The organism is Bdellovibrio sp. HCB337 (assembly GCF_047302465.1).
Classification (GTDB): domain Bacteria; phylum Bdellovibrionota; class Bdellovibrionia; order Bdellovibrionales; family Bdellovibrionaceae; genus JACMRP01.
On record NZ_CP178621.1, the window covers coordinates 487,002 to 511,230 of the forward strand.

At 45.9% G+C, this 24,229-nt stretch carries 27 protein-coding genes; 19 read left to right on the forward strand and 8 right to left on the reverse strand.

The genetic code is table 11. The annotated features are described in order from the left end of the window. The first annotated feature begins 1 nt into the window (after position 1). Positions 2-1,981 carry an FHA domain-containing protein gene (locus ACLWBB_RS02330; protein WP_413289939.1) on the forward strand — a complete coding sequence of 660 codons (1,980 nt, stop codon included), beginning with the start codon at positions 2-4 and terminating at the stop codon, positions 1,979-1,981. Next, positions 1,981-2,670 carry a hypothetical protein gene (locus tag ACLWBB_RS02335; RefSeq protein WP_413289940.1) on the forward strand — a complete coding sequence of 230 codons (690 nt, stop codon included), beginning with the start codon at positions 1,981-1,983 and terminating at the stop codon, positions 2,668-2,670. The genes ACLWBB_RS02330 and ACLWBB_RS02335 overlap by 1 nt, the downstream gene beginning before the upstream one ends. On the opposite strand, the gene ACLWBB_RS02340 is transcribed toward ACLWBB_RS02335, so the two are convergent. Next, positions 2,667-4,532, reverse strand: a complete 1,866-nt coding sequence (locus ACLWBB_RS02340) for an alkaline phosphatase family protein (RefSeq protein ID WP_413289941.1) — start codon at positions 4,530-4,532, stop codon at positions 2,667-2,669. The genes ACLWBB_RS02335 and ACLWBB_RS02340 overlap by 4 nt on opposite strands. Before the next feature lie 56 nt (positions 4,533-4,588). Here ACLWBB_RS02340 and ACLWBB_RS02345 point away from each other — a divergent pair, with 56 nt between their 5' ends. The 3 genes from ACLWBB_RS02345 to ACLWBB_RS02355 are packed head-to-tail and all read left to right on the forward strand — an operon-like array spanning position 4,589 to position 6,548. Beyond that, positions 4,589-5,224, forward strand: coding sequence for a MotA/TolQ/ExbB proton channel family protein (locus ACLWBB_RS02345; protein ID WP_413289942.1), 636 nt, complete (start codon positions 4,589-4,591; stop codon positions 5,222-5,224). A gap of 2 nt (positions 5,225-5,226) precedes the next feature. After that, positions 5,227-5,631, forward strand: a complete 405-nt coding sequence (locus ACLWBB_RS02350; RefSeq protein ID WP_413289944.1) for an ExbD/TolR family protein — start codon at positions 5,227-5,229, stop codon at positions 5,629-5,631. A gap of 11 nt (positions 5,632-5,642) precedes the next feature. Next, positions 5,643-6,548, forward strand: coding sequence for a glycerophosphodiester phosphodiesterase (locus tag ACLWBB_RS02355; RefSeq protein WP_413289945.1), 906 nt, complete (start codon positions 5,643-5,645; stop codon positions 6,546-6,548). Here the strand turns inward: ACLWBB_RS02355 and ACLWBB_RS02360 are convergent. The 3 genes from ACLWBB_RS02360 to ACLWBB_RS02370 are packed head-to-tail and all read right to left on the reverse strand — an operon-like array spanning position 6,533 to position 8,368. Then, a complete protein-coding gene (locus ACLWBB_RS02360) occupies positions 6,533-7,246 on the reverse strand; it encodes a putative DNA-binding domain-containing protein (RefSeq protein WP_413289946.1) in 714 nt (237 codons plus the stop codon). The genes ACLWBB_RS02355 and ACLWBB_RS02360 overlap by 16 nt on opposite strands. After that, complete coding sequence (locus ACLWBB_RS02365; protein WP_413289947.1) at positions 7,224-8,102, reverse strand: DUF692 domain-containing protein; 879 nt, start codon at positions 8,100-8,102, stop codon at positions 7,224-7,226. The genes ACLWBB_RS02360 and ACLWBB_RS02365 overlap by 23 nt, the downstream gene beginning before the upstream one ends. Further along, positions 8,078-8,368, reverse strand: coding sequence for a hypothetical protein (locus ACLWBB_RS02370; protein ID WP_413289948.1), 291 nt, complete (start codon positions 8,366-8,368; stop codon positions 8,078-8,080). The genes ACLWBB_RS02365 and ACLWBB_RS02370 overlap by 25 nt, the downstream gene beginning before the upstream one ends. Positions 8,369-8,509: 141 nt before the next feature. Between ACLWBB_RS02370 and ACLWBB_RS02375 the strand changes: the two genes are divergently transcribed. The 9 genes from ACLWBB_RS02375 to rpsI all read left to right on the forward strand — a co-directional run bounded on the left by ACLWBB_RS02375 (position 8,510) and on the right by rpsI (position 15,904). Next, positions 8,510-9,049 (forward strand): hypothetical protein, encoded by a 540-nt coding sequence (locus ACLWBB_RS02375; protein ID WP_413289949.1) that lies wholly within the window; start codon positions 8,510-8,512, stop codon positions 9,047-9,049. Between the two features lie 116 nt (positions 9,050-9,165). Then, positions 9,166-9,840 carry a diacylglycerol/polyprenol kinase family protein gene (locus ACLWBB_RS02380; RefSeq protein WP_413289951.1) on the forward strand — a complete coding sequence of 225 codons (675 nt, stop codon included), beginning with the start codon at positions 9,166-9,168 and terminating at the stop codon, positions 9,838-9,840. A gap of 29 nt (positions 9,841-9,869) precedes the next feature. Continuing rightward, positions 9,870-10,721, forward strand: coding sequence for a CDP-diacylglycerol--serine O-phosphatidyltransferase (gene pssA / locus ACLWBB_RS02385; protein WP_413289952.1), 852 nt, complete (start codon positions 9,870-9,872; stop codon positions 10,719-10,721). After that, entirely contained in the window at positions 10,705-11,727 is a 1,023-nt protein-coding gene (locus ACLWBB_RS02390) for an aspartate-semialdehyde dehydrogenase (protein WP_413289953.1), read from the forward strand. Before pssA ends, ACLWBB_RS02390 begins: the two co-directional genes overlap by 17 nt. Positions 11,728-11,739: 12 nt before the next feature. Beyond that, positions 11,740-13,158, forward strand: a complete 1,419-nt coding sequence (locus ACLWBB_RS02395) for a CFI-box-CTERM domain-containing protein (RefSeq protein ID WP_413289954.1) — start codon at positions 11,740-11,742, stop codon at positions 13,156-13,158. Then, complete coding sequence (locus tag ACLWBB_RS02400) at positions 13,155-14,159, forward strand: hypothetical protein (protein ID WP_413289955.1); 1,005 nt, start codon at positions 13,155-13,157, stop codon at positions 14,157-14,159. Before ACLWBB_RS02395 ends, ACLWBB_RS02400 begins: the two co-directional genes overlap by 4 nt. Before the next feature lie 13 nt (positions 14,160-14,172). Further along, complete coding sequence (gene truA, locus ACLWBB_RS02405; RefSeq protein WP_413289957.1) at positions 14,173-14,958, forward strand: tRNA pseudouridine(38-40) synthase TruA; 786 nt, start codon at positions 14,173-14,175, stop codon at positions 14,956-14,958. Positions 14,959-15,046: 88 nt separating this feature from the next. Next, on the forward strand, positions 15,047-15,490 hold the full coding sequence (gene rplM / locus ACLWBB_RS02410) for a 50S ribosomal protein L13 (protein ID WP_413289958.1): 444 nt from the start codon (positions 15,047-15,049) through the stop codon (positions 15,488-15,490). Positions 15,491-15,505: 15 nt separating this feature from the next. Further along, positions 15,506-15,904: a 30S ribosomal protein S9 gene (gene rpsI, locus ACLWBB_RS02415; RefSeq protein WP_413289959.1), complete on the forward strand. Its 399-nt coding sequence runs from the start codon at positions 15,506-15,508 to the stop codon at positions 15,902-15,904. A gap of 152 nt (positions 15,905-16,056) precedes the next feature. Here rpsI and ACLWBB_RS02420 read toward each other — a convergent pair whose 3' ends face one another. Then, on the reverse strand, positions 16,057-16,449 hold the full coding sequence (locus ACLWBB_RS02420) for a hypothetical protein (RefSeq protein ID WP_413289960.1): 393 nt from the start codon (positions 16,447-16,449) through the stop codon (positions 16,057-16,059). A gap of 239 nt (positions 16,450-16,688) precedes the next feature. Here ACLWBB_RS02420 and ACLWBB_RS02425 point away from each other — a divergent pair, with 239 nt between their 5' ends. Continuing rightward, positions 16,689-17,303 (forward strand): hypothetical protein, encoded by a 615-nt coding sequence (locus ACLWBB_RS02425; RefSeq protein ID WP_413289961.1) that lies wholly within the window; start codon positions 16,689-16,691, stop codon positions 17,301-17,303. A 12-nt stretch (positions 17,304-17,315) separates the two neighbouring features. On the opposite strand, the gene alaS is transcribed toward ACLWBB_RS02425, so the two are convergent. The 3 genes from alaS to ACLWBB_RS02440 all read right to left on the reverse strand — a co-directional run bounded on the left by alaS (position 17,316) and on the right by ACLWBB_RS02440 (position 21,264). Next, positions 17,316-20,030, reverse strand: a complete 2,715-nt coding sequence (gene alaS / locus ACLWBB_RS02430; protein ID WP_413289962.1) for an alanine--tRNA ligase — start codon at positions 20,028-20,030, stop codon at positions 17,316-17,318. Continuing rightward, on the reverse strand, positions 20,017-20,565 hold the full coding sequence (locus tag ACLWBB_RS02435; RefSeq protein ID WP_413289963.1) for a regulatory protein RecX: 549 nt from the start codon (positions 20,563-20,565) through the stop codon (positions 20,017-20,019). The genes alaS and ACLWBB_RS02435 overlap by 14 nt, the downstream gene beginning before the upstream one ends. 102 nt (positions 20,566-20,667) lie before the next feature. Further along, positions 20,668-21,264: a hypothetical protein gene (locus ACLWBB_RS02440; RefSeq protein WP_413289964.1), complete on the reverse strand. Its 597-nt coding sequence runs from the start codon at positions 21,262-21,264 to the stop codon at positions 20,668-20,670. Between the two features lie 101 nt (positions 21,265-21,365). On the opposite strand from ACLWBB_RS02440, the gene ACLWBB_RS02445 reads away from it, so the two are divergent. From ACLWBB_RS02445 to ACLWBB_RS02460, 4 genes are all read left to right on the forward strand, one after another. Beyond that, positions 21,366-21,872 carry a phosphatidylglycerophosphatase A gene (locus tag ACLWBB_RS02445; protein WP_413289965.1) on the forward strand — a complete coding sequence of 169 codons (507 nt, stop codon included), beginning with the start codon at positions 21,366-21,368 and terminating at the stop codon, positions 21,870-21,872. Beyond that, positions 21,869-22,360, forward strand: a complete 492-nt coding sequence (locus tag ACLWBB_RS02450; protein WP_413289966.1) for a CinA family protein — start codon at positions 21,869-21,871, stop codon at positions 22,358-22,360. The genes ACLWBB_RS02445 and ACLWBB_RS02450 overlap by 4 nt, the downstream gene beginning before the upstream one ends. A 44-nt stretch (positions 22,361-22,404) precedes the next feature. After that, positions 22,405-23,565, forward strand: a complete 1,161-nt coding sequence (gene recA / locus ACLWBB_RS02455; RefSeq protein ID WP_413289967.1) for a recombinase RecA — start codon at positions 22,405-22,407, stop codon at positions 23,563-23,565. 173 nt (positions 23,566-23,738) lie between these two features. After that, positions 23,739-24,224 carry a hypothetical protein gene (locus tag ACLWBB_RS02460; RefSeq protein WP_413289969.1) on the forward strand — a complete coding sequence of 162 codons (486 nt, stop codon included), beginning with the start codon at positions 23,739-23,741 and terminating at the stop codon, positions 24,222-24,224. The last annotated feature ends 5 nt before the right edge of the window (positions 24,225-24,229 follow it).

Sequence of the window (24,229 nt, forward strand, 5' to 3'; positions counted from 1 at the left end):
TATGGCTCGCCTTCGAGTCCGCTTGCGCGGGAAAAACACCCAAGAAATTCAGCTTTCACCAGACCGCTCTTACATAGCGGGCCGTCGTGAAGATTGCGATATCGTTCTGGTGAACGAAAAAGGGATTTCTCGCGAGCACTTTAAAGTTTCTTTTGCCGACGATAAGTGGCAGCTCGAAGTTCTTTCCAAATACAATGATGTCTTAGTGAATGGCGAAAAGATTCAACAAGTGACGCTTGAAGGGCAAAGCTTGTTTTACTTAGGTCCATATGAGTTTGAATATTCAGAGACTTCTTCAGATCTAGTGCCAGTTTCATCGGCAGCATTGACTAAAACTCCAGAGCCGCTCTTCAGTCAGGCTTTTCCAGAATCGTCTGCTGGGCCTGTGGATAAAACATTTATTGGCGCTTCCCAAAGTATTCCGTTTATTAAAGTCGTAGATGGTAATGGGGATGTGAAAGAACTCTTCAAATTAGAAGGTGGCGATACGTGGGTTGCAGGCCGTGACTCATCTTGTGATATTGCGATCCGTGATCAACGTGTAAGTCGTCGTCAATTTGAAGTTCGTCGTCAGGGGCCTCAGTTCTTGATTATCGATTTAGGCAGTGTGAATGGGACTCTGTTAAACGGAAATCCTGTTTCCTCGACGGATCCTATTTTGATTAAAAGCGGTGATGCGATCAGCGTCCTCGACAATCATTTGTATTTTGAACTTCACGATCCTGATTTCAAAGCACGTATGGAGTTGGTGAAGGCGAACACTCCAAATCCACTCGTGGCAGTCAGCCAAGAGCTGGTGCCTGCAGGTGGAATGCAATATCCAGCTCATCCTCCGATGGGTTATGGTTATCCGGCAGGATATCCTCCTGGTGGCTTTCAGCACGCTCCAGAAGGTCCCAAGAAATTTGATTTTGAAAAACACAGAATTAAACTCATCGCAGGGGCAGTCCTGTTAATCGCAGTGGCCTATGTCTTTAGCGACTCTGGGGACTCAAAACCAAAACCGGTTCCTGGTGCTGCGATGAAACCGCAAGAGATGTTTAATAAGCTTCCACCAGAAAAACAGATTTTGGTAAAGCAGACCTATTTGCTGGCTAAAAACCTGTATATGCAGGGTAAATACGAACTTGCGAAGACGGAAGTTACAAAAATTTACGAAATCATTCCTGAGTATGAAGATACAAAGGACATTGAGCGTTTAGCGAATGAAGCCCTCGTTATTCAGCAACAAAAAATTGCTGAAGAACAGCGCGAGAAAGACCGTCTTGAGCAAGAAGAAAAAATTCAAGCACAAGTGGCTGAGTGTAAAACAAAAATCAATGCAGATATCACGATGGAAAAAATGGACGAGTGCCTAAGCCCTGTCGTGCAGTTTAATCCAGACCACGCCTCATTTGCAGATCTTCGCCGTCAAGTCGAAGACCTTGTTATGCAGAAGCAATTACGAGATACTCAGAAAGCGGAATATCAGGGGCAAGTTGCAAGACTGAAAAACCTCTTTAGCCGCGCAGAATCTAGCTTCAAAGATAGCCAATATCTTAAGGCGATTAAAGAGTATCAAACTGTATCCTCATCTAGTTTGCCGGATCCTAATGATCTAAAGCCTCAAGCGCGTCGCCAAATCGCGGCGATTCAGCAAACTCTGAAGCAGAAGACAGATCAATTCGCAAACGAAGCTGATCAAGCCTACAAAGATCAAAAGTTGAAAGAAGCTATTTTGACTCTGAGAAAGAGCGTCGATGTTGACCCTAACAACGACGACACAAAAGACAAAATCTCGCGCTATACAGCTGAGCTAAAAAAGCAGATGATGGTTCTCTATCAAGAAGGTGTCTTGGAAGAGAGCTACGGTAACGTCGAAGGCAGCGAAAATAAACCGGGTGCCAAAGATAAGTGGAAAAAGATCATTGATCTAGATATTCCAGACGGCGAATACTACGGCAAGGCCAAAATCAAACTGAAGAAGTACGGAGCTTTTTAATGAGACTTGTAGAGCGCTCCTACTCGACGAAACTTCACCGACCGCGCCCTGCCATTTACACCGAACCCGATGGGTCTTTCGTGATTATCTCTACTTCGTGGGGTAATCCAGAAGACGGGCAAAAGGTAAATGATGATATTGCGAAGTACATTCAAGCTGCCAAAGCGGATGTCGAAGTGACGTCTCCTTTTGAGTTTTTAACGGCGCTGACTAACGAAGCAAATTACCTCAGAATTGCATCTTTGATTTCAAACGAGCAAATCTACCGTTCTGCAAATAAGAACGAGTACATTTCCGGTGTCGAAACACTGGTCTTGTTACATAAGGGTTCGCAAATGGCTTACGCTCAAGTAGGGGCTCCGCATTTGCTGATTCAAAAACCAGGCAGGCCACTTGCTCCGGTTGCAATCGGCTATGAAGCAAGTTTGGAAATGAGTGGCGTCGAGAATCAGATTCTTGCGCCGCTGCCTCAGACGATGTTGGGGATCGACGCTAGTCTCAATATTCGCTGCGGTGACTTCCATGTAGATGAGGGCGATCGATTGGTTCTTTATGCGGGAAGTTTTTGGCCGGATTCTCTTTGGACTTCATCTCAAGCAAATAATTTGCAACAGCTTACACAAAAAATGGTACAGCAAAACCCTGAAGCCCCATTTTGGCTTGGCGTTGTTGATCTCGAGAATTTCTAGAAGTCGTCTTCTTCAAGAGCCCGCGTATTCTGTAGGGCTTTCATTAAATTGCCCCTCTGCTTTTGATATTCTGGCAGGTTCAGTACCAAATCCGTAAGTTCGGGACCTAGTTGGGACTTTGGCGAAATATCCCAAATCAGTGTCGTCGCCAGATTTGCTTGTTTGATATTTAAGTCGACGAGATAGCTTAAATAAGCTCTTTCAAAGCGGCGCTTCTGCAAATCTTTGGAAAGACCACGAGCATCAGAGCGATGCCAGTCGATAAAATCTAAGAACAATGAGTTGTCGCATTTTCTTATATCGACAGAGTCCAAACGCGGAGTTTGCAGCAGGCGCAGACACGGATCTTGAGCTAAATTGAAATTTACTTTCGGGCCCTGTATAGCGCCGTTGCTTTCAGCGACATATTGCCAGAAAGGCTGATTGGTTTTTTGCCCCAATACTTTAAGCCCACCCCAATCTCTGAGTTCAAAAGCCAACAGGGCCGTCCAGCGAAGAACATCTGGATCCGGATTTTTCAAACTGGCTTTGGCTTTCAAATCCCGTAAAAGTGCGGGTTTTTGATCGGCACGCATCCAGCGATAGAATGCCGGAGAATACTTATTTTGAATGTCGCTAGAATACCCACGCCAAGGTTCTGCTTCAACGGCATCGAGGACTTCAAGAATTTTGAGTTTTTCCGCGGGACCCATCTCAGAACTGCGAAGCGGATTCATTTCCAAGCGATCTATCAAAGTATTGAAAAACTGTGGGCGCTCATCGTGCAAAAACAAAGTATGATTCGCCAATACGGCAGAGCGACGATTGCTATATCCACGCCATTGGGCCCAGTCAGATTCCAGCAGAATCAAACGATTTTCTGGCCATGCAGATTGGTTCTTATCAATCAAGCGACTCAAAGAGTAGACGGGGAAGATCTCAGCGGGCTTGTTTGGATTTTCCTTCACTCCCAGAACTTCAAACAGAGTACTGCCAAGATCTACCAGGCTGACATTGCGATCGACTTTCCATTGAATGGCGTCGTCAAGGACTCGGCGTGTAGGCTTAACGAATAAGGCCACTTGCGTGTTTTCGCTGTGCAAGTTGGTCGGTGTTAACTCGCCCGGGCGATCTTCATTGGTGTGGCCATTAAGACCTACAACAACGATCGTAGTATCATTCCAGCGGTTAGAGTTTCTTAGTTCCGAGAACAGCTGAAAAAGATTGCTGTCGAGTTCATCTAAAAGACTTTCATGAGACAAGTTCCGAGCTTCGCCAAACTCATTCATGGTCACCGTATTTGTGAAAATCAAATCCGGTGCATAAACCATCGCAAAGAACGGAGATGAGCTTCCAACTTCTTGACGGATCCATTGAAGCAGAGATTTGACAGTCGTTGAAAACGGACGATGCAAAGACTGTCGTGTTGGTACAAGGCCATCTTCGAAAAGTTCAAATCCTTGATTAAGTCCCGATTTTCTCCAAACCGGAGCGCCGCCAGAGAAAAAGGCAGTACGATATTTCAGTTCAAGGGCCGTTTCGGCAACAGTCGTGAATTGGGCATCTAACGCAGGCAGACCGTTATTACGTACACGGTGTTGAAAGGGATAAACGCCTGTGACGATACTCGACAAAGTGGGAACAGCAAGTACAGAAGGATTAAAAGCGTGCGTAAAGCGCACGGATTCTTTGCAGAGAATTTCAAAGCCGGATCTAGTGGCATTTGTCATATCTTCGTTGCAAAGAAGATCAACGACGCTGAGATCATCGAAAGCTATGACTAAAACAGACGGCTTTTTCGAAGATTGACAAGATAGCTGGACTAGACTTGCCGCTAGCGCCAATAAGATCGCAAAAATAGAGGATGCCTTGACCGCTCTCATGGGATTTAGTGATAATGATTGAATATTTCGGGAGAGTCAAAGAAAGGACATCAGCCATGCCAGTACTTAGCGAGAAAATTTTTGCCATCGCGCATTTGGCCGACCAAGTTGTTTTGTGGATCCTGGTTGTTTTGAGTATTTTAAGCATCGGAATGATCTTTGAGAGATTTTTTGCCCTTCGTAAGGTGTCCAATCAGTCTGGTCAAATCCGTGCTCGAATCCGTATGGCTTTGCAGAGCAATAGCGTTGATGACATTGAAGGTATCGCGAAAGACGTCGATAGTTTAGAGGGTCGCGCTGCGAGCTACGCTCTGAGGCATATGAAAGATAGCGGCAGCAAAGGTTTGGAAGAGGTTTTCAATACGTTCTCTCTGACCGAGAAGCCTGATCTTGAAAGATTCTTGGGCTTTTTGGCGACGGTTGGGTCCAATGCTCCTTACATCGGTCTTTTGGGAACGGTTTTGGGGATCATGAAAGCCTTCAATGATTTGGCTCAAGCTCCAGAAGCAGGACAGCAAACGGTTATGGCCGGTATTTCTTTAGCACTTGTTGCAACAGCGGCGGGTCTGTTCGTGGCAATCCCTGCGGTTATCTTTTACAACTATTTCAGTAAAAAAGTACGCGCGATTATGCAAGGTCTTGAAAGTGTGAAAGAGCTCTGTCTTGCTTACGCGAAGAAAAAAGGTGTGTAGTCATGGCCTCGAAGATGGATCTCGACAATGAAGCCATAGCGGACATTAACGTTGTTCCGCTGGTGGATATCATTCTTGTGGTGTTGATCATCTTCATGGTGACAGCGCCAATGTTTATCAAGCCCACCATCAATGTGAATTTGCCGAAAGCGGCTAGCGGAGATCAAACTGCTCCGAGTAAGCTCAATATTGCTTTGACGGCAGATGGGCGTATTAATCTTAATGGCACTTTTGTCGACGAAGCTACGGTAAAAACCAAAGCGATGGACGAAGTGGCAAAGAACGCCGAAGTTCAAGCAATCATTTCTGCGGATAAAGACGTTCCTCACGGTAAAGTTGTAGGTCTTTTGGATATCGTGAAAGGTGCAGGCGTTAAAAAGTTCGCAATTTCTATCGATAAAAAATAAGGGCACCCGCGATGAGATCCGTGATTTTTTTTGTGATCGTCGTGCTTGCCGGGCTTTTTGGTTTTAGCCAATGGAAAACGCAGCACTCAACTACCAGCAGTTCTTCCGCCCATAAAAAACCATTCCTCGTTGCCCATCGTGGGGATGAGCAGAATTTCCCCGAAAACAGTACAGATGCTTTTGTAAGTGGTGCACGCGTAGGAGCTGATTACGTCGAAATGGATATTCGCCGTACAAAAGATGGTATCTTCGTTATTCACCACGATGATGATACAGGTCGTAGTGTCTTTTGCGATCAAGGTGAAGTTCCTATCGCAAAAGCCACTTTCAGTTACATTGCAACCGCTTGTCGCTATCGAGACTTAAACGGAGACGCAGCGAAAGTTCTGACACTTGCTGAAGCTTTGAATCTTATGAAAACGACTTCGACCGGCGTCGTTTTAGATGTAAAGCCTGTTATTAAAGAAGCGGATCTTCCAGATTTAGCGGTAGAGTTGTTGAAGTTGGATCCAGACGGTGGTTGCCAGAGAGGTATTTCTGTTCCCGGCACTTTCAATTGTTTTGCAAACTTGATCATTTATGTGAACGATCTTCAGGCTCACGATAAGTTATGGAGACAGGTCAAGGGCCTCGAAGAAGCAGATCCTAAGTGGCGTACACTCGGTGCAATGACGTTCTTGAAAATCGCCCACTCGGCGAAAAGTATTTTGCAGGACGAAACATACATGAATAACGATGGGGTGGCTTTTAACTTTGTTGCCTCTGACAAAGAGGATGTAAAGAAACTTCGTAGCCTCTATCCTAGCAAGCTTCTTGTGGCGTGGACTTTGGCGACACCAGAGCAATTTGAATCTGCAAGATCTTTGAAAATGGATGGCATCATCACCAGCAAGCTATCGACTTATTTAAGTAAGTGATTTTTAGCCAAGAAATGAAATAACTCCGTTAGTTCAAACTCTTCAAGATGTTCTAGCGATGCCATCAAAGCTTGTCCCTGACGGATTTTTTCAAATGCCTGATAAAGCCCAAAACTAATTTGTTTTACGAAGACTTGGTCCCCGGATTTGTACAGAACCAAATACTGAGGCCCTTGCCAAGAAGACGGTGGCTCGAGATTTTCTTTCAAAGCTTTCCAAATATCAAAGAGACAATACGGGGATTTTAGAAGCTCGACGGAATCGACGAGTTCTGCGCGATGCTGATCGTCTTCTAAAAGTCGCATTAAGTCTGTGCCATTTCTTCCCACTTGTGTAGGACGATGAAAGACTTCTTTGTGCATCCATCCTAAGTGCGCTAAGTCCGAAAGAAACGGCAGCTCTTGACTGACGGGTTGTGAAATCAAAAAATCCACAAACTTCACGGAGTAGTCAGACAAGTTATAGGTTTGTGATTCGTGAGTTTGAATAAACTGACGAGCGACCTCAAAAAACAACTCATCACCAAGAACTTGCCAGACGGACTCGAAGGTATCCCCAAGGCTTTCTGTCAGGCGCGCTATATACCCACGTTGATAAATAGCGAAAGCATCTTCAAGACGAAGTTTTCCAGCAGGCTTGTAAGCCAGTTCTGGTGCACCTTTGCCAATCAAGCAGTTATAGAAGATTTGATTCTTCATAAACTCCTTGAAGGTTGTGAGTTCTATTCCAGATTATTTCGGCTTTGTGCAATTCTTGCTCTAAAAAATGAAAATCCGGGATGTCATCATCCCACTCAATAAGAACCGGCACTTGTTGAAGACGCGAACTTGTCTTTGTAAAAAGTTTCCAGACATTGTCGTGAACGGCTTTCGAGTGTGTATCGAAGAGGTAGTCACCCATATCGGTAAAACCTGCTAGATGAATTTGGCCCACAAGTTCGGGTGGAATGGACCGCAGGTACTCCATCGGATCAAAGCCAAAGTTCACGGCGTTGACATAGACATTATTAACATCCAAAAGAATTTTACAACCAGACTTGCGTGCGACTTGTACTAAGAAATCCCATTCTGTGAATTCGGCACGAGTGGATTGAACGTAAGCCGAGACATTTTCAATCAGAATTTGACGTCCCAGAAATTCTTGGGCCTGTTGAATATTGCCGATAAGCCCCTGAAGGCTTTCGCGAGTGTATTCCACCGGCAATAAGTCATGAGAATAGTGGGCGCCCCATTTACTCCAGCAAAGATGATCTGAGACAATAAACGGATCTACTTCGTGAATAAGTTGTTTGAGGCGTTGCAGATGCGTGAGGTTTAAACCCTCCGGAGAGCCCAACGACATTGAAACTCCGTGCAAAGCAATCGGGTGGTCTTGGCGAATTTTTTTGAGGATCTCACGGGGGCGTCCGAAAGAATCCATATAGTTTTCAGAAATGACTTCAAACCATTGCACTCGCCCTGCTCCTTGAGAGAGCAGGTGAGGATAGTGTGTGGGTCTGAGTCCCACACCACCAAAAAAAGAATCTGAATTTACATGTATGTGCCGGCTTTCCATGTACCCTTTTTAGCTAAGCAGTCTTTCTCAGTCATTTTAACCCAGCCTTTGCCTTTGCAAGCATTTTGGCCAGAGCATGAGTGCGTAGCTCCGCCACATTCGCCCTTGCCTTTGCAAGAGTTCACGCCCGTGCATTCGCCCATGGCAGCGCCTTTATCGGCGGCGGGGTTAGCACCTTTTTTAGCATCAGCACCGAAACTGGCGCTCGTCGTTGCAGAGAGAATTCCGGCGGCTGCAGCCCCTAGAATCATCATTCTTTTATTCATTCTTCCTCCTTGAAGCTCGAATTTGTTCTTATCACTAGACTAAGGATGGGAAAGGCCCCCAGTCAAACAGTGTTTCTCAGAGGAGAGAGTCTCAAAATGACACGTCTAAAGTCCCGTCAAAAATCCGCCGATTAATCCATTATGAGCAATGAGAAAACGGAGTGGAAATTCTTAGCGACAACGGCGTTCTTGGTGGCAACCATTGCCCTGCCGACGTTGGCGTCATTGTTCACACCTGAAGAGTCTCAGCAAAAGGTGACGATGGTGCTTCGTCCAAACGAGCAAAAGGTGCGTCAACCAGCGAGCTTACCTTCTTTAGGTAGTCCCAAAAAAGAAATCGTTATTGCAGGTGCTAAGCAAGAGCTCAGTAATTTGCTGAGCAACAATCTTATCAGTTACGACTTTGCATGTTCGAAAATCAAAACCACTGATTTCAAAGTGGAAGGTTCATATTTGCAGTTGAAGGGTAAGGACTGCAGCAAAAATTCAGAGATGCCTAAACTGAATATTACCAACAAATCGAATGGCTTTACGGCGTCGGTTTTTGTCCTAAACGGAAAAGAATATCAAACAGATTTGATTCAGCTAAAAGAAGGCGAAAATCAGATCTCTATTCAATATATGTCCCCATCGGGACAGATTGAAGAGCACACCTTGAAAGTCAAGGCTGGCGCCATTTAATCCTGACGAAAATTCACATTATTTTCCTACCCAATTAGCATCTTAACGCGCAATATACAAAATTGAGTGATTTTGGATTTGATCATCAGGTGGGGCTTCCTTTATGGTGGCTGCCGATGACAGAATACGTAATAGACACTTTAGACAATTTGGATAATTTGGAACTGAAGAAACGATCTGACATTCATTGGGCGCGTAAGATCTGGCACATGTCAGGCGTGTTCGGCATGTTCTTGGCGTATGTTCTTTTGCCTGAAACTGCTTCTAGCATTGTTTTGGCTCTCGCTGTTCTTCTTTTCCTTCCCGTCGATTTCTTAAGACACAGATACCCTGCGTTGAACGACTGGTTGGTGCATGCATTTAAGCCGATCATGCGTACTCACGAAATTCATAAGATTGCCGGTACCACTTACTTGTTAGCGGGTGTTTGTCTGGTTGTCGCTTTCTTCCCTCGTCCGGTAGTGGCGTTGACTTTGTTGTTCTTGGCTTTTGCTGATCCGATTGCTTCTTTCATTGGTATTAAATACGGCAAAGACAAAATCTTCGGTCATAAATCCATCCAAGGATTCATGGCGGCTTTCGTTGTATGTGCAGTGGCAACGGCGATCTACCTTACGTACTACAACATTATGTTAGACCGCGTGATTGTCGTGAGCTTGTTGGCCGGTTTGATCGGCGCATTAGCAGAGCTTGTTCCTATTGGCAAAATAGACGATAACTTTACCTTGCCGGTTTTAAGCAGCATTGGCCTCTACGCTTTGTTTTATGTATTTGGCCTCTTCGCCGGGTAGACGGGGAATCATCAAAGGATCATTTTTATATGGCAGATTATAATACAACTTCTGACAGCTCTGAAACTGGTGGCAAGAAGCTGGCGATTTACATTTACGTATTGCCGAACTTGATGACCACGGGAAACCTTTTCTGCGGTTTCTTTGCAATCATTCAAGCCTTGAAAAGCAATTTCCTTTTTGCGGCTTACGCGATTGTTGTTGCAGCTGTGTTTGACCTTCTTGATGGTCGTTTAGCGCGTTTGACTCGTTCTACAAGTAAATTTGGAGCTGAGTACGATTCTTTGTGTGACCTTGTCAGCTTTGGTGTGGCCCCTGGTATTATGCTTTTCCAATGGGCTTTGAATCCATTTGGTCGTTTAGGATGGGTGGCGTGCTTCTTGTTTGTTACGTGTGGTGCCCTTCGTTTGGCGCGTTTCAACGTTCAAGCCAATATCGTCGAGAAAAATTACTTCCAAGGTCTGCCAATTCCAATGGCGGCTGGTATCGTAGCTTCTTCCATTCTTGCATTTATGGATTTGGAGCTTGAAGCCAGTGGCAACGTCGGTCTTTTGGTCATGACGATTTTGCTAGCATTCGTGATGGTGAGCAACTTCCGCTACCGCAGCTTTAAAGATTTGGATTTGAAAGAGCGTTTGCCATTCCGTTATTTGCTTTTGGGTGTGGGCGTGATTGTTGTCGTTGCACTTCGTCCAGAAGTAATGCTCTTCGTATTATTCTTCGGTTATGCGATCTTAGGCGCCGTCTTTGGTGTTTTCAAACTTGGTAAAAATGTCCGCAAGATCCGTCCAAGTGTCTATGCTCCAGCGGCTGTCCATGAAGAGGACCTCGTCGAAGAAGACGAAGAAACTGGAGATATGAAAGATGAAAAGAAACCTTAAAGTCGGTGTTGTTGGCGCTACCGGAATGGTAGGCCAAACTTTCATGAATATTCTTGAAGAACGTAAGTTCCCAATGGCGGAACTTCGTCCTTTTGCCAGCGACGCTTCTGCTGGTAAGAAGATTCACGTGCAGGGTCAAGATTGGACTGTTCAGACTTTAAAACCGGGCTGCTTTGATGGCTTGGATTTAGTGTTCTTTTCTTCAGGCGATGACATCAGCAAAGAGTGGGCACCACTTGCAGCGAAAGCCGGGGCTTTTGCGATCGATAACTCTGCCGCTTTCCGTATGGATCCAAGCATTCACTTGGTTGTTCCTGAAGTGAACGGTCATTTGGTGAATTCACAATCAAAACCTCAAGTTATTGCGAATCCAAATTGTTCCACTATTCAGTTGGTGGTGGCGTTGAAGCCTTTGGCCGACAAATTCGGTTTGGAAGAAGTGCGTGTCAGCTCTTACCAAGCCGTCAGTGGCGCCGGTATTGCCGGTTATGATGAGTTACTTGCTCAGACTGCGGATTACAAAAATCCAGAACCAGAAAACGCGACATTCCCGCATCCGATTCTTTTTAACTGCATTCCGCAAATTGGTTCATTCAATGACGAAGGCTTCTGCAGTGAAGAAGTGAAAATCATGAAAGAGACCCGCAAAATTTTGGGTCTTTCCGATTTGAAAGTATCGGCCTTTACAGTGCGTATTCCTGCTTTGAATGCTCACAGTGAATCTGTGTGGGTGACTCTGAAGCAAAAAACAGAGCGTGCCCAAATCGTGGAAAGCTTGAAATCGTTCAACGGAATTGTGTTTCAAGATGAGCCACAAAAATCTGTGTACCCAACACCGCGCAATGTGTCAGGAGAAGATCCTGTTTACGTCGGGCGCCTTCATAGAGACCCTGAAAACCCTTACCTGTGGCTAATGTGGGTTGTATCCGACAATATCCGCAAAGGGGCAGCCCTCAATGGAATCCAAATCGCGGAGCATATTTTTGACATCAAGCCCCAGGCGTGATCTCATTAATATGTGGAAGTATCACGGACGATTATTTCAAACATCCTTCTAAGTGCGGTTCTCTTTATTGGGAGCTATGCGCACGCGCAAACAGCGACACCTACGCCAACAACAACCGCTATGCGGATTGATAATAATGGAGTTGGTGGGGCTTCCGGGTACCGTGTGGGTACCGAGGCTTCAGGCACTGTTGCTGCGACTTTACCGACTATTTATGGTGGATTGACCGACTCTGCATGCACTACTACAGACGGAACTTCCACGTGCAACTCATGTACAGGGACCGCAGGGTTGGCGGTTTGCAATCACAACTCAATTTATCCGACGCTACTTTTGCAAATCACTATAAGATCCGACACCGCTGCCACTTTTGGAGGAACGCCGAAAGTTATTTGGAGATTTTCAGACGGCACGGGCGCGAATCTTCCAGAGAACACCCCAAGCTTGCAAGTAGGCCAGCCTTTCACGGTGCAAATCAGATGGTCGACTTTGTGTAACGCTGCGGGGGCTGGTGGCAACTGTACAACCGCCCTTACTTCTACGAGAACTTTGAATATTGGGATTGATAATAATAACGACAATGACTTCGAGGAAAAAGTCGATGTGAATGTCGTTATTAGTTATGCCGATGCCACGATGGCAGCACTTACAGCGACTTGCCCAGTGGGGGCGACAACATTGCCGGCGGTGACAGAAGGTATCTGTGACTACACGGTCGCTCGTGGTGACGAGAAGGTTTACATCACGGACTATGCGGCTTCTGGTAACGATCTGCAAACACCGAGTGCTGCTGTAAAATTTGACCGCGTCGTTTTGTTTTACAAGAATAACGTCGCGGACCCTTCAACCGTGACGAATGCAGACCCATACATCCCGTTGAGTCTGACAAACAACGCCCCTAATGAACCGAGTATTTCTGATAACCGTATTACGGGTCTTACCAATGACATCCCTTACTGTTTTGCCTTAGGCAATATGGACCAAACCGGAAATATTAGCCGTTTTCCACCGGCTGCGGCCTTAGTTGATCCATTGAACGCCACGAAGTTCTGTGCGACACCGGCAGAGGTTGTGGGTCTTCTTGATGATAAAAGCTGCTTCATCGCAACTGCGACTTTCGGCAGCGCTATGGCGCCAGAGGTACAAACCTTCCGTCAGTTCCGCAACGAATTCATGTTAACGAATTCTTTCGGAAAATCTTTGGTAAAAGCTTATTACAAATTTGGTCCTGAAGCAGCCGAGTGGATTTCACATAGCGAGTTCTTAAGAACTCTGAGCGTATGGATGCTGTGGCCGATTCTAATGTTTGTAAAATTAAGTTTGGCATTTGGATTGTTGCCGGCAGCTTTGATGTCTCTTGCAATTGCACTACTTTTGAAAAGATCCTTCTCGCACCTTTGGCAAACACGTGTGGCTAAGGGGGATGCGTGATAGGAGCCTTAAAAACTCTGACGGTGATGATGGCCGCTTTCATCGCGTTGCAAGCTCAGGCGCAAAACAAAGAAGCTCCTCCGATGGAGCCACCTTATACGAATGACAACGAGTTTGATGCTGTTCTGGGTGAAGACCCGATGGCGACGAATCAAGCAATCCCAGTATCCCCAGGTATAGCGCCGACACCGGCTCCTGTGGCACAACCGAAAAAACAAGTGCCAGTTCAGCAAGCTCCAACTCAGCAAGCGGATACAACTCCTAGTCACTACGAACCAGTTTGGTCACAGCCCTCTTACAAAAAGGGCGAGCCCCTTGATAAAGGTGTAAAACTCATCAAGCATCCAGACGCTAAAAAGGGTCTGATGCGTATCGAGCAAGATGGAACTTACGTTTATAAAGTGAAGACCTCTCCGAAATCGCAAACGGGGATCATACGCTTTGGTCTTATGCAGCCACCAAACATTGTCTCTGCAGATGGAACGACAACTTTCAAAGACATGTACACGGCGGACGATATCTTTACGTTGTTAGTGGATTATGAATGGCAACCGTTCTCGAAGTACGGAAAGCTCGGCGTCCAATTGGGCGGCGGCTTCTCGATGACTTCTGGGCACGGGCGTTTCTTAGATGGTACAGAAGCACTTGAAAGCTATGACTTCGTCACATTACCTCTTAATGCAGGAGTGATTTACCGTTTGGAATATTTCAAGCGCCAATGGGTAGCTCCGTATATTTCAGCGGGCGGTAGTTATATCGCTGTGGCTGAAATTCGTGACGATGGTAAGAACAATTTCACTGGAACTCCGGCGGCTTACGGTGCGGGTGGTTTGATGTTCAATATCACTGCTCTTGATAAGCAAATGGCATTCAACTTGGATGCTGAGTATGGCGTTGGCAACTTGTGGTTGGTCGGCGAGTACCGCTATCAAAAATCCTTCTCGGAAGATCTTGATTTCACAGGCGGTATCATGAGCCTTGGAATCAGCGCTGACTTCTGATACATCCCCCTTCATGCAGAGAATTCGTTTTCTAGTTTCTTATGACGGCACTGACTTTTGCGGATGGCAAAGGCAGAATCATAGCCCGATCAAAAGTGTGCAGCAGGTCCTTCAGGATGGCTTGGAAGAGGTCTTCCAGGAAAAAATTACCTTATGTGCAAGCGGCCGAACCGACGCCGGAGTTCATGCTTTGGGACAAGTCTGCCATTTTGACACATCACGTCCTGTTGAGCGTTTAGAAAACTGGGATATGGCTTGGGCCATGAAACGCCAATTGCCAAGGTCGATTTCCATCAAAAAAGCGTGGTTAGCCCCCCAAGATTTCCACGCGACGTTGTCAGCGACCCGCAAAACTTACCGTTATCTGATTCATTACAACCCCCGTGAAAGCGCCTTTTTAACCCGTTATGCCCATTGGGTGCGCAAGCCCATCAATGTTGAGCATTTGCAGGCAAGTTCCCAATTTCTTTTGGGAAAACAAGACTTTAAGAGTTTCCAATCGGCGGGGACACCGGTCAAGACGACGATCCGTTCTATATATAAAGCGCAATGGGAGTGGCGACGCTCCGATCTACTGCAATTCACTATCACCGGAAACGGGTTTATGAAGCAGATGGTTCGTAACATCGTTGGCACTCAGTTGATGTTGGAAAAACAAGGCTTAGCACCTGAAACTCTTCAGGAAATTATTTCTGCCAAACACCGGCCAAAAGCGGGACCGGTGGCGCCGGCCCAGGGTCTTTATTTAATGCGAGTTTATTATCCTCAAGATCTTGACAATAGGTGCCGCGAAATTTAAAACATCCCTTCTTGCAATTTTGGGGCAAAAACCGTATCTAGTGTGCCTCTTTAGCAGGATCGATAGAGATTTTAATTGGAGTCATCACATGAAGACCTGGAACGCAAAAGCGGATGAAGTTGAAAGAAAATGGCACGTAATCGACGCTACCGGAATTAAGGTAGGTCGTTTGGCTACTCACGTAGCTACAATCCTTCGCGGTAAAAATAAGCCTATTTTCACACCAAACGTAGACACTGGAGATTTCGTAGTTGTTATCAATACTGATAAAGCTGAACTTTCTGGTAACAAAGCAAACGACAAAAAATATTTTAGACACTCTCGTTTCTTCGGATCTTTGAAAGAGAAGACAGCTGCTCAAATGCAAGTTGAAGATTCTACTTTCATCATTCACGAAGCGGTTCGCGGAATGCTTCCTACAAACAAGCTTTCTCGCCAAGTGATCTCTAAATTGAAACTTTACACTGGTGGCGAGCATCCACATGCTGCTCAAAAACCACAAGTTTACAACGTTCCGACTGGTCAGAACTAAGAAGGGTCCGAATAAATGGCAGCAGCAGACAAATTTTACTACGCTACTGGAAGAAGAAAAACGAGCTCAGCACGTGTTTTCTTGAAGCCTGGAAAAGGCAACATCACTGTTAACGGTAAAAAAGCTAATGATTACCTTAAGAGAATGCAATCTCGCATGGTGATTCTTCAGCCTCTAGATACTACTGGTCAGAACGAAAAGTTCGATATCCGCGTAACTGTTTCTGGTGGTGGCGAAAATGGCCAAGCCGGTGCAATCAGACACGGTATCACTCGTGCATTGATCGCTTTCAACCCAGAATTCAAAACAATTCTGAAAAAAGCTGGATTCGTTATTCGCGATCCACGTATGGTTGAGAGAAAAAAATACGGAAAAGCGGGCGCTCGTCGTCGTTACCAATACTCAAAACGCTAATCTGTATCTTATACGGAATTTGGAAAAGGACTTGGGAAACCAAGTCCTTTTTTTTTGTCCAAAATTCTGGAGAGCTTCGAGCAAGAAAAAACCCACAAGCCAAGACTTGTGGGTTTTTCATTTGTACTTACTTATTTGAAAGAGAACTTTGATTAAAGCTTTGTGCAATCTAGTGGGTAGACAGCATCGTTAACAGAAAGAATGCCGGTCCATTTTCCGTTCTCAAGACCCAGGCCTAAAATCCCAGCATCGCGGATCACGCCATCATCACCTTGGCTGTATTGATCACCCAGCACAAGTGTTGTTACAGAGCCTGCATCGACTTGCTTTTGAAAGCTGCCCTTTGCGTTTTGCATGAAGAGCTTCGAAGCGCCTTTGTCATTCAAATCCACAGTGACGTAGTCGACAGCTTCAGAGTCCGAAACGGCTACGTCTACAGTCACTGAAGAAACCTTGCCTGGAACTGTGCACTTAAAGACCGGCACCTGTGCAGCTTGAGACGACAAGCCTGCTAGTAAGATGAGAGCGAAAACGGATTTGTTCATAGAGTAAACCCCCTTTTTATTTTGGGGCAGGCTAGATCAACTCTATAGGGCGTTCAATCTGGAAGCCTTGACGTTCTCTTCACTCAATCGCGATGGAGCTCTGTTTCAGAGTGAGAATTGCTAATCACCCCATTAGACACCGTCAAGTTTCTACACGCCCTAGCCGAATATACTAAGACCAGAGTCGGTATTCCGTTTGCATTGATATTATCGAAGAGAACCTATCTTTTGGGGGACTAATGAAAAGGTACGTATTTGCCGGGTTTGCATTTTGCCTCGTTGTGGGCTTTCAAAATTGCAGCCGCAATCAGCTCTCCGATACAAGCGCTACAAACGCACTCAGCAATCCTGCAGAGGTAACTCCAGCAGAGAAGATTGATGTGTCTCAAACTGAGATTCTGGAAGTGCCAGAGAGTCCTTATTTAGAGGCTCAACTTCAATCCGCTATTCAGCTATCAAAACCGACTTCGGCATTATCTAGCCACCATTTGGAAATCGACGTGAAAACAGGTGTTGTTCATGTTGTAGACCAAAATAATGAAGTGGTTGCTGGCGTACAATATTGCCTGTCATCTTCAGACTTGAATGAGCTTCGTACAATTCTTGATACAGCTAAGATTTGCGAAGACAAAGCTGCTGTCGATGAAAGCTCTCAGTGCACGATGAACTATCGGTTCCCTTACGCGAAATTGCATTTCCCGCAGGCTGAATTGGCTTTAGGGGAGGCTATGAGCGGTTGCCACAAGGGGCCTGATCTTTGCGGAGACCAAAAAGACATGCTTCAAGGCTTTTTGGCTCACGTACAAAGTGAACTCGCATCTAAGAAATGCGAGTTCCAAGTTGTTCAGAAATAATATCCAAAGAAATTACACACCTAAAATTTGCTGAACCTTTTTAAAGGCGTCAGCAATTTTAGTTCTGTCAGGTGCGGCTCCTTGAGCAAAGTCAGGACGTCCGCCACCTTTACCACCCATTACAGCCGCAACTTCTTTCAACAAATTCCCCGCAGAGTATTCGCCTGTGATGTCTTTGCTGACAGAAACGATCACTGGGTGAGAATCCTCGCCTTGGCCAATAACCACGACGATGCCCTTTTGGATTTTGTTTTTTAGATGATCTGTGACTTCAGCAAGAACTTGTCTGTCATCCAAAGCAACATCTGCAAGAACAAGCTTCGCAGCGCCAGCTTTGGTATTGAAGTTCTGAGCCTTATTCGCAAGTTCATCAACGTTGATCTGACCGCCCTGAAGTTTTTTGATTTCCTTCTCGAGGTTTTTGATCTCTGTCTTTTTGGTTTCAATCCAAGGAGCAACAGCCGTATCGGCCGTCGCATGAGTCGTAAAGTGCGCCCATGCAGAATCAAGTCCCGCAGCAGAGCGGGCTTGTTGGTTCTGCTGAATGCCATACAGAGCGTACTGAACAGCCAAATCACCTGTGATCGCTTCAATACGGCGAACACCGGCGCTGACACCACCTTCAGAGATCACTTTGAACATGCGGATCTGAGCCGTGTTTTTTACGTGAGTTCCGCCGCATAGCTCGCAAGAGAAATCTCCCATTGTGAGAACGCGCACTTGATCGCCGTACTTTTCACCAAACAAAGCCATAGCACCTTTGTTGATAGCTTCTTTGTGGCCCATGACTTCGGCTTTAACGTCTTGGCCTTTGCCGATTTCTTCGTTTACCAAGCTTTCGATCTGAGAAATCTCATCGGTTGTTAGAGCTTTGTTGTGAGTGAAGTCAAAGCGGGTACGAGTTGCATCCACCAACGAACCTGCTTGAGTCACATGAGGTCCCAAGACCTTACGAAGTGCCGAGTGCATCAAGTGAGTCGCCGAGTGATTCGACATTGTGTTGCGACGTACGCTGTCTGCCACGTGTGTATGCATGGTATCGCCGACTTTGATTTCTCCGGATTCAACTTCTACGTGGTGCAGGTGAATGTCTGAAGATTTCGTCGTATTGTGAACATTCACAGTGCAGCCGGAGGTTTTCATCACCCCTTGATCGCCCACTTGACCGCCGCCTTCAGCGTAGAAGGGAGTTTTGTTCACAACCAAAAGACCGCTTTGTCCTGCTTTCAAGCTTTTCACTTCTTTGGTGCCATCAGAAAGCGCGATCACCTCGCATTGAGCTGTTGTCGAGTCATAGCCAGTGAACTTCGTAGGACCACATTTTGTACTGTAATCTTGAGCAAACTTCAGCATGTGGGCTTCATCCGCCTGCATGCCTTTGCCCTTCCAAGAAGCTCTTGCTTTGGTACGAGCGGCTTCCATTTCTTTTTCAAAAGCAGCTTCGTCAACTGTGAAACCTTTTTCTGCAGCAATCAAAGCTGTCAAATCGACAGGGAAGCCGTAAGTGTCATACAATTTGAAAAGCACTTCGCCAGACAAAGATTTTTGTCCCTTGGCTTTTGCTTTTGCGATCTCGTCGTTCAAGATGTGAGAACCTTGATCCAACGTTGTCATGAAACGAGTTTCCTCGTCTTTCACGGTGCTCAGGATATGAACTTTGCGAGCTTGCAATTCAGGATAAACATCGCCCATATGATCAATCATAGATTCCACCATTGCAGGCAGGAACGAGTGCTTGTCATTGAGCTTATGCCCATAACGAATCGCGCGTCTCATGATACGACGAAGAACGTAACCACGACCTTCATTCGAAGGAAGTGCGCCATCGGCAATCAAGAAACCTGTAGAGCGAGAGTGGTCAGCTAAAACGCGGATTGCCGCTGTTCTTTCGCGGATGTCTGGATTTTTCGCAAGGACTTCGACATCAGAGACATATTCAAAGCCACCGATCTTGCACGCGCGCTCAATCATCGGAGCAAAAAGATCTGTGTCGAAGTTGTTGAACTTGCCCTGCATTGCTGCAGTCATACGCTCTAGACCACCACCTGTATCTACAGAAGGTTTCGGAAGTGGAGTCATCGTGCCCGGAGGATTTTCGAGGTATTGCATGAAGACCAAGTTCCAGATTTCTACGAAGCGGTCTTCACCAGCAGCGATACCTTTGTAAGGGTCAGATTCGCGGCCAGCTTTTGGACCGTGATCGTAAAAGATTTCAGTACAAGGGCCGCAAGGACCCGTGTCGCCCATCTTCCAGAAGTTGTCTTTGTCGAAGCGGAAGATACGCTCGCGAGGAACGCCTTCCTGTTGATGCCAAATATCTGCAGCCTCGTCGTCTGACAAGTGAACGGTGACATAGAGTTTCTCTTTAGGAATATTTAATTCTTTTGTCAGGAATTCCCAAGCGAAGCGAATCGCATCTTTTTTAAAGTAATCACCGAAAGAGAAATTCCCCACCATTTCAAAGAAAGTATGATGACGAGCGGTGAAGCCGACGTTTTCCAAGTCATTGTGTTTACCACCGGCACGCACAACTTTTTGTGAAGAAACGGCGCGAGTGTAATCGCGTTTTTCTAAACCTAAGAAAGTATTTTTGAACTGATTCATTCCGGCGTTGGCGAAAAGAAGAGTCGGATCATTTTCAGGAATCAAAGAAGAAGAAGGCACCACAGTGTGGCCGTTCTTTTTGAAGTAGTTAATAAACGCGCTTCGAATCTCAGAGCTCTTCATAAATCACCTTTCGCACAATCTCAGAATCAAATCCCCGGGCTGCTAAAAAGCGAGCAACACGGGCCTGCTCTTTCCGCTTGTCCTCCCAAGAGAGGGCGGCAAAATCAGAATACTTATTTTTCACAAGAGCCAGGGCCTTTTCAAGCTCCAAATCACGATCGCTCGCAACTGGGGGCAGACCCTTCTCTTTGAGTTTGTTATTGATGTAGCTAATGCCTTTGTTTTTCCGATGCAGGACCTTCGCCATTTTTTCTGAAAGGATCTCGGGTTCGCCGAGCCAATTGTTATCTTTCGCAAACTCGATGGCATTTTCGATAGCGGCTTCGATCTCAGCCTGATTTTCTGGCGTGTCCTCGGTAAATTCGCGGTTTTGTTCTTTAGCGAGCTTCTTTCGGAAGGACAGATTTCGTTTAAAGTAGGTGCGTAGTTTAGTGCGCAGCTCTTTTTCGGAATGATCGCGCGAAGCCACAAGGTCCATGACCTTTTTCTTTGCATAACTCTTATGACTGTAGGCTGTTTGCGGCTTGTCCGACATGACAGGGTTTTAGCACTTTTTCGGGAAAACCACTAGGTGTTAGGGATTGGCTTTTCAGGATGTATACCGCGCTGCCTCCATGAAGAGGCTAGGCTTTCGAGTTTACCACTCGTACTTAAGGAACATTTGGGTTTGGCTGTCAGCAGTTCTGTGCTCGACGCCGACTTTGGCTCTCTGAGTGAGAGTTTGAGAGAAGTTGAAACGGGTGTTTCCCGGATCTGCCGTCATATCAAGACATGAGTTTGTACCGAGATCGTATTTCAACGAATTCACGCGTGCAAAGCGGAGATTTTGTTTGGATTTTTTTGAAGTTGTGGAAGTGTTCTCAGCTTTGTCGCTTTTCTCTGCGGAAGAAGTTTGCAGATCTTCACTGACATCATCGCTGCTAAGTTCTTGCACCCACGAGTTGAGTTTATCGTTCACTGCGGACTCAAGTTTTTTGTCGTAACCATTCAACAAAAGACTTCCCTGACGTTGTGCCCAAGAGGTGCCGACGGATTGAAGATCACCACCGCCTGTCGGCGTAGCGAGTGCAGACGTCGGAGTTGTTTCACCTTTTTGGAAGTCTTGCATTTCGTGAATGATTTTAAGTGTATTGGCGGAGTCCCACTCTGACGAGTTTACGCTCGTGAAATTTTGATAGCTGATGACCAGCATAAAGAGTGCTAGCGCTATAAATACTCGTGGTATGAGTCTCATAGTCAAAGTATAACATAAGGGCCTATTTACTCAGACGATTTCCCTCGGGAGTCTCATTATGAGACAGGCATTTTGGGAGAGAGAAAGGAACGAAGGAATTTATGCTAGAAAACGCTCAATGGCTGAGAAAATTCTTAAAGAACTTAGCGACATTTTTCGGCATTGGTTTCTTTCCAAAGAGTCCGGGCACGGCGGGGACTGTGGCCACGATTCCTTTAGTTTTGCTGCTTTCTTGGGCAGGCCCGCTTGTTTATATGTCCTTCGTCATTTTACTTTTTCCTGTCGCGGTATTTGCGGCTCAAGCCTATCAGGAAGATTTGGGTGGACATGATCGACAAGAGATCGTGATTGATGAGGTTTTAGGATTTCTGATTACTATGACATGGCTTCCCATGACGTGGAAATCAATGCTGGCGGGCTTCCTACTATTTCGAGTGCTGGACATCTTCAAGCCATTCCCCATAGGATATCTAGATAAGAAAGTTCCGGGGGGACTCGGGGTGATCATTGATGATGTGGTTGCTGGCATAATCGCAAGCATGATTTTACAATACATCTATCAAAACACTTCGTGGTTAGGTCAGCAGGTCATGGTGTTTACTTCATGATGAATCCTCAGACTGAAAAACTTCTTCTGGAACTTCTTCAGCTTCTTCGCACTCGAAAGTTTACGATCGGGTTTGCGGAAAGTTGCACGGGCGGATTGTTATCCGCAACTCTCGCTTCGCAAGCAGGAGTTTCAGATGTCTTCAAGGGATCTGTCGTGAGTTACGCTAACGAAGCCAAGATGGATTTGTTAGGTGTACAAGCAAGCACACTTAAGGCTGAGGGTGCTGTGAGCGAAGCGGTCGCTCGTCAAATGGCGCAAGGAACGCGCAAGCAATTAAAAGTGGATGTGTCGGTGGCGATTACCGGAATTGCCGGTCCGACAGGTGGGACCCCGGACAAGCCAGTAGGCACTGTGTGCTTTGCTGTGGCTGGCCCCGGAGTTGCTGAGGTCGCTCAGAGAAAACAATTCTCTGGCAATCGCAGCGAAGTGCAGGAAGCCTCAGTCCGCTTTGCATTAGAGTATTTGATTTTGAATTTAAAAATTTAACAACGGTTCATTACCGGGGATGGTAATGAGAAAGAGGGAAAATCATGGCAGGTCCATCAAAAGAAAAACAAGACGGAAACGCACACGGCGATAAAGTAAAAGCTTTGGAGCTTGCGGTTTCTACAATCGAAAAACAATTCGGTAAAGGTTCTATCATGCGCCTTGGTGAGAACGACAGTCTTGTAAAAGACGTTGAAGCCATCAGCACAGGTGCATTGAGCTTGGATATCGCTCTTGGTATCGGCGGTCTGCCAAAAGGTCGTATCGTAGAAATCTACGGTCCTGAATCTTCTGGTAAAACTACCATCGCATTGTCGACAATCGCTCAAGCTCAGAAAAAAGGTGGCGTTGTTGCTTTCGTCGATGCAGAACATGCTTTGGACGTAAACTATGCTCGTAAATTGGGTGTGAACACTGAAGATCTTTTGATCTCTCAACCAGACACTGGTGAGCAGGCTCTTGAGATCACAGAAACTTTGGTTCGCTCTGGCGCAATCGACGTATTGGTTGTCGACTCCGTAGCAGCCTTGGTTCCACGTGCAGAGATCGAAGGCGAAATGGGCGACAGCCACATGGGTCTTCAAGCTCGTTTGATGTCTCAAGCTCTTCGTAAATTGACAGGCGTGATTGCTCGTTCAAACACTCTTGTTATCTTCATCAACCAAATCCGTATGAAAATCGGTGTTATGTTCGGGAATCCTGAAACAACAACTGGTGGTAATGCGTTGAAGTTCTACGCTTCTGTTCGTTTGGATGTACGCCGTGTTGGCGCGATCAAAAACGGTGAAGACGTAACTGGAAACCGTACTGCGGTGAAAGTTGTGAAGAATAAAATGGCTCCTCCGTTCACAAAAGTTGAATTCGACTTGATGTACGGTGAAGGTATCTCTGAATCTGGCGACTTGCTTGATTTGGCAGCGACTGCGAACATGGTTGAAAAATCAGGTGCGTGGTACTCTTACAATGGCGAGCGCATGGGACAAGGTCGCGATCAAGCAAAACAATTCTTGAAAGACCACCCAGAGTTGATGGTTGAGCTTCGTAACAAAATCTTGGCGTCTCATGGTATCGGCAAACTTTTGATGTCGACTCCAGAAGCAGGTGCTGAAGGTAACGAAGCTGAAGCTCACGCAGAAGAGACAACTCCAGCAAAAGCTTCTAAAAAAGAAAAAGCTGAGAAGTCTGACAAGAAATCTAAGCACTAGACCTTAGATTTTCATCTTAAGACCAAAAGCCTGCATCGAAAGATGTGGGCTTTTTTTATGCCTTTTTTGCTATTCACAAAGTCCAGATACCAAGACCTTCACAAGGCCCTTTTACTATTTGTTAACAAATGGGAACAAAGTTTTGTTAGCCTAAACACAAGGGAAGGTCAGATATGCAAAACTTCATTTTTCTATGTGTTTTTGTTTTGGCAAACTTTGCCTATGCAGGAAGAAGCCCAGCCGCTTCGTCTAAAGCTACGCCAAAAAATCTTCAAGAAGTTCTCGAGGGCAAGTGGACGGGATTCTGTTCTCCGCAAGCCACTTCAGGAACAGGCCGTATTTGCCATTACAGCTTTTCGAAAGATGGAACAGGCGCTTACCGCTGTGAATACTATAAGGATTTGCGTTGTGGTACCAAGGACTCGAAAACGACGTCTGCTGCTTTCAAATACAAAGCTCACGGTGAAGGCGAGAAATCCGGTCGCGTGACGGTTGATTTCGAAGACCGCGAGGACGTTCAGCAGGAAAAAAGCCGTGTTTTCGTGACAGGCGATGTTCTACGCGTTCAGGTTTACGAGGTTCTACGTATGCCGGCATCGACAGATCAGTCTGAAGCTCAAGGCGTAGTTCCATTCTTTGAATACACCAAGGCGAAATAGCACTT

Excerpts from the sequence above, each read along its gene's own strand:
- alaS (WP_413289962.1), bottom strand. The coding sequence starts at position 20,030 with ATGAAGAGCTCTGAGATTCGAAGCGCGTTTATTAACTACTTCAAAAAG.
- ACLWBB_RS02420 (WP_413289960.1), bottom strand. The coding sequence starts at position 16,449 with ATGAACAAATCCGTTTTCGCTCTCATCTTACTAGCAGGCTTGTCGTCT.
- ACLWBB_RS02450 (WP_413289966.1), top strand. The coding sequence starts at position 21,869 with ATGATGAATCCTCAGACTGAAAAACTTCTTCTGGAACTTCTTCAGCTT.
- rplM (WP_413289958.1), top strand. The coding sequence starts at position 15,047 with ATGAAGACCTGGAACGCAAAAGCGGATGAAGTTGAAAGAAAATGGCAC.
- pssA (WP_413289952.1), top strand. The coding sequence starts at position 9,870 with ATGGCAGATTATAATACAACTTCTGACAGCTCTGAAACTGGTGGCAAG.
- ACLWBB_RS02340 (WP_413289941.1), bottom strand. The coding sequence starts at position 4,532 with ATGAGAGCGGTCAAGGCATCCTCTATTTTTGCGATCTTATTGGCGCTA.
- ACLWBB_RS02440 (WP_413289964.1), bottom strand. The coding sequence starts at position 21,264 with ATGAGACTCATACCACGAGTATTTATAGCGCTAGCACTCTTTATGCTG.
- ACLWBB_RS02390 (WP_413289953.1), top strand. The coding sequence starts at position 10,705 with ATGAAAAGAAACCTTAAAGTCGGTGTTGTTGGCGCTACCGGAATGGTA.
- rpsI (WP_413289959.1), top strand. The coding sequence starts at position 15,506 with ATGGCAGCAGCAGACAAATTTTACTACGCTACTGGAAGAAGAAAAACG.
- truA (WP_413289957.1), top strand. The coding sequence starts at position 14,173 with ATGCAGAGAATTCGTTTTCTAGTTTCTTATGACGGCACTGACTTTTGC.
- ACLWBB_RS02335 (WP_413289940.1), top strand. The coding sequence starts at position 1,981 with ATGAGACTTGTAGAGCGCTCCTACTCGACGAAACTTCACCGACCGCGC.
- ACLWBB_RS02380 (WP_413289951.1), top strand. The coding sequence starts at position 9,166 with ATGACAGAATACGTAATAGACACTTTAGACAATTTGGATAATTTGGAA.
- ACLWBB_RS02375 (WP_413289949.1), top strand. The coding sequence starts at position 8,510 with ATGAGCAATGAGAAAACGGAGTGGAAATTCTTAGCGACAACGGCGTTC.
- ACLWBB_RS02345 (WP_413289942.1), top strand. The coding sequence starts at position 4,589 with ATGCCAGTACTTAGCGAGAAAATTTTTGCCATCGCGCATTTGGCCGAC.
- ACLWBB_RS02370 (WP_413289948.1), bottom strand. The coding sequence starts at position 8,368 with ATGAATAAAAGAATGATGATTCTAGGGGCTGCAGCCGCCGGAATTCTC.
- ACLWBB_RS02360 (WP_413289946.1), bottom strand. The coding sequence starts at position 7,246 with ATGAAGAATCAAATCTTCTATAACTGCTTGATTGGCAAAGGTGCACCA.
- ACLWBB_RS02365 (WP_413289947.1), bottom strand. The coding sequence starts at position 8,102 with ATGGAAAGCCGGCACATACATGTAAATTCAGATTCTTTTTTTGGTGGT.
- ACLWBB_RS02425 (WP_413289961.1), top strand. The coding sequence starts at position 16,689 with ATGAAAAGGTACGTATTTGCCGGGTTTGCATTTTGCCTCGTTGTGGGC.
- ACLWBB_RS02445 (WP_413289965.1), top strand. The coding sequence starts at position 21,366 with ATGCTAGAAAACGCTCAATGGCTGAGAAAATTCTTAAAGAACTTAGCG.
- ACLWBB_RS02435 (WP_413289963.1), bottom strand. The coding sequence starts at position 20,565 with ATGTCGGACAAGCCGCAAACAGCCTACAGTCATAAGAGTTATGCAAAG.
- ACLWBB_RS02330 (WP_413289939.1), top strand. The coding sequence starts at position 2 with ATGGCTCGCCTTCGAGTCCGCTTGCGCGGGAAAAACACCCAAGAAATT.
- recA (WP_413289967.1), top strand. The coding sequence starts at position 22,405 with ATGGCAGGTCCATCAAAAGAAAAACAAGACGGAAACGCACACGGCGAT.
- ACLWBB_RS02355 (WP_413289945.1), top strand. The coding sequence starts at position 5,643 with ATGAGATCCGTGATTTTTTTTGTGATCGTCGTGCTTGCCGGGCTTTTT.
- ACLWBB_RS02460 (WP_413289969.1), top strand. The coding sequence starts at position 23,739 with ATGCAAAACTTCATTTTTCTATGTGTTTTTGTTTTGGCAAACTTTGCC.
- ACLWBB_RS02350 (WP_413289944.1), top strand. The coding sequence starts at position 5,227 with ATGGCCTCGAAGATGGATCTCGACAATGAAGCCATAGCGGACATTAAC.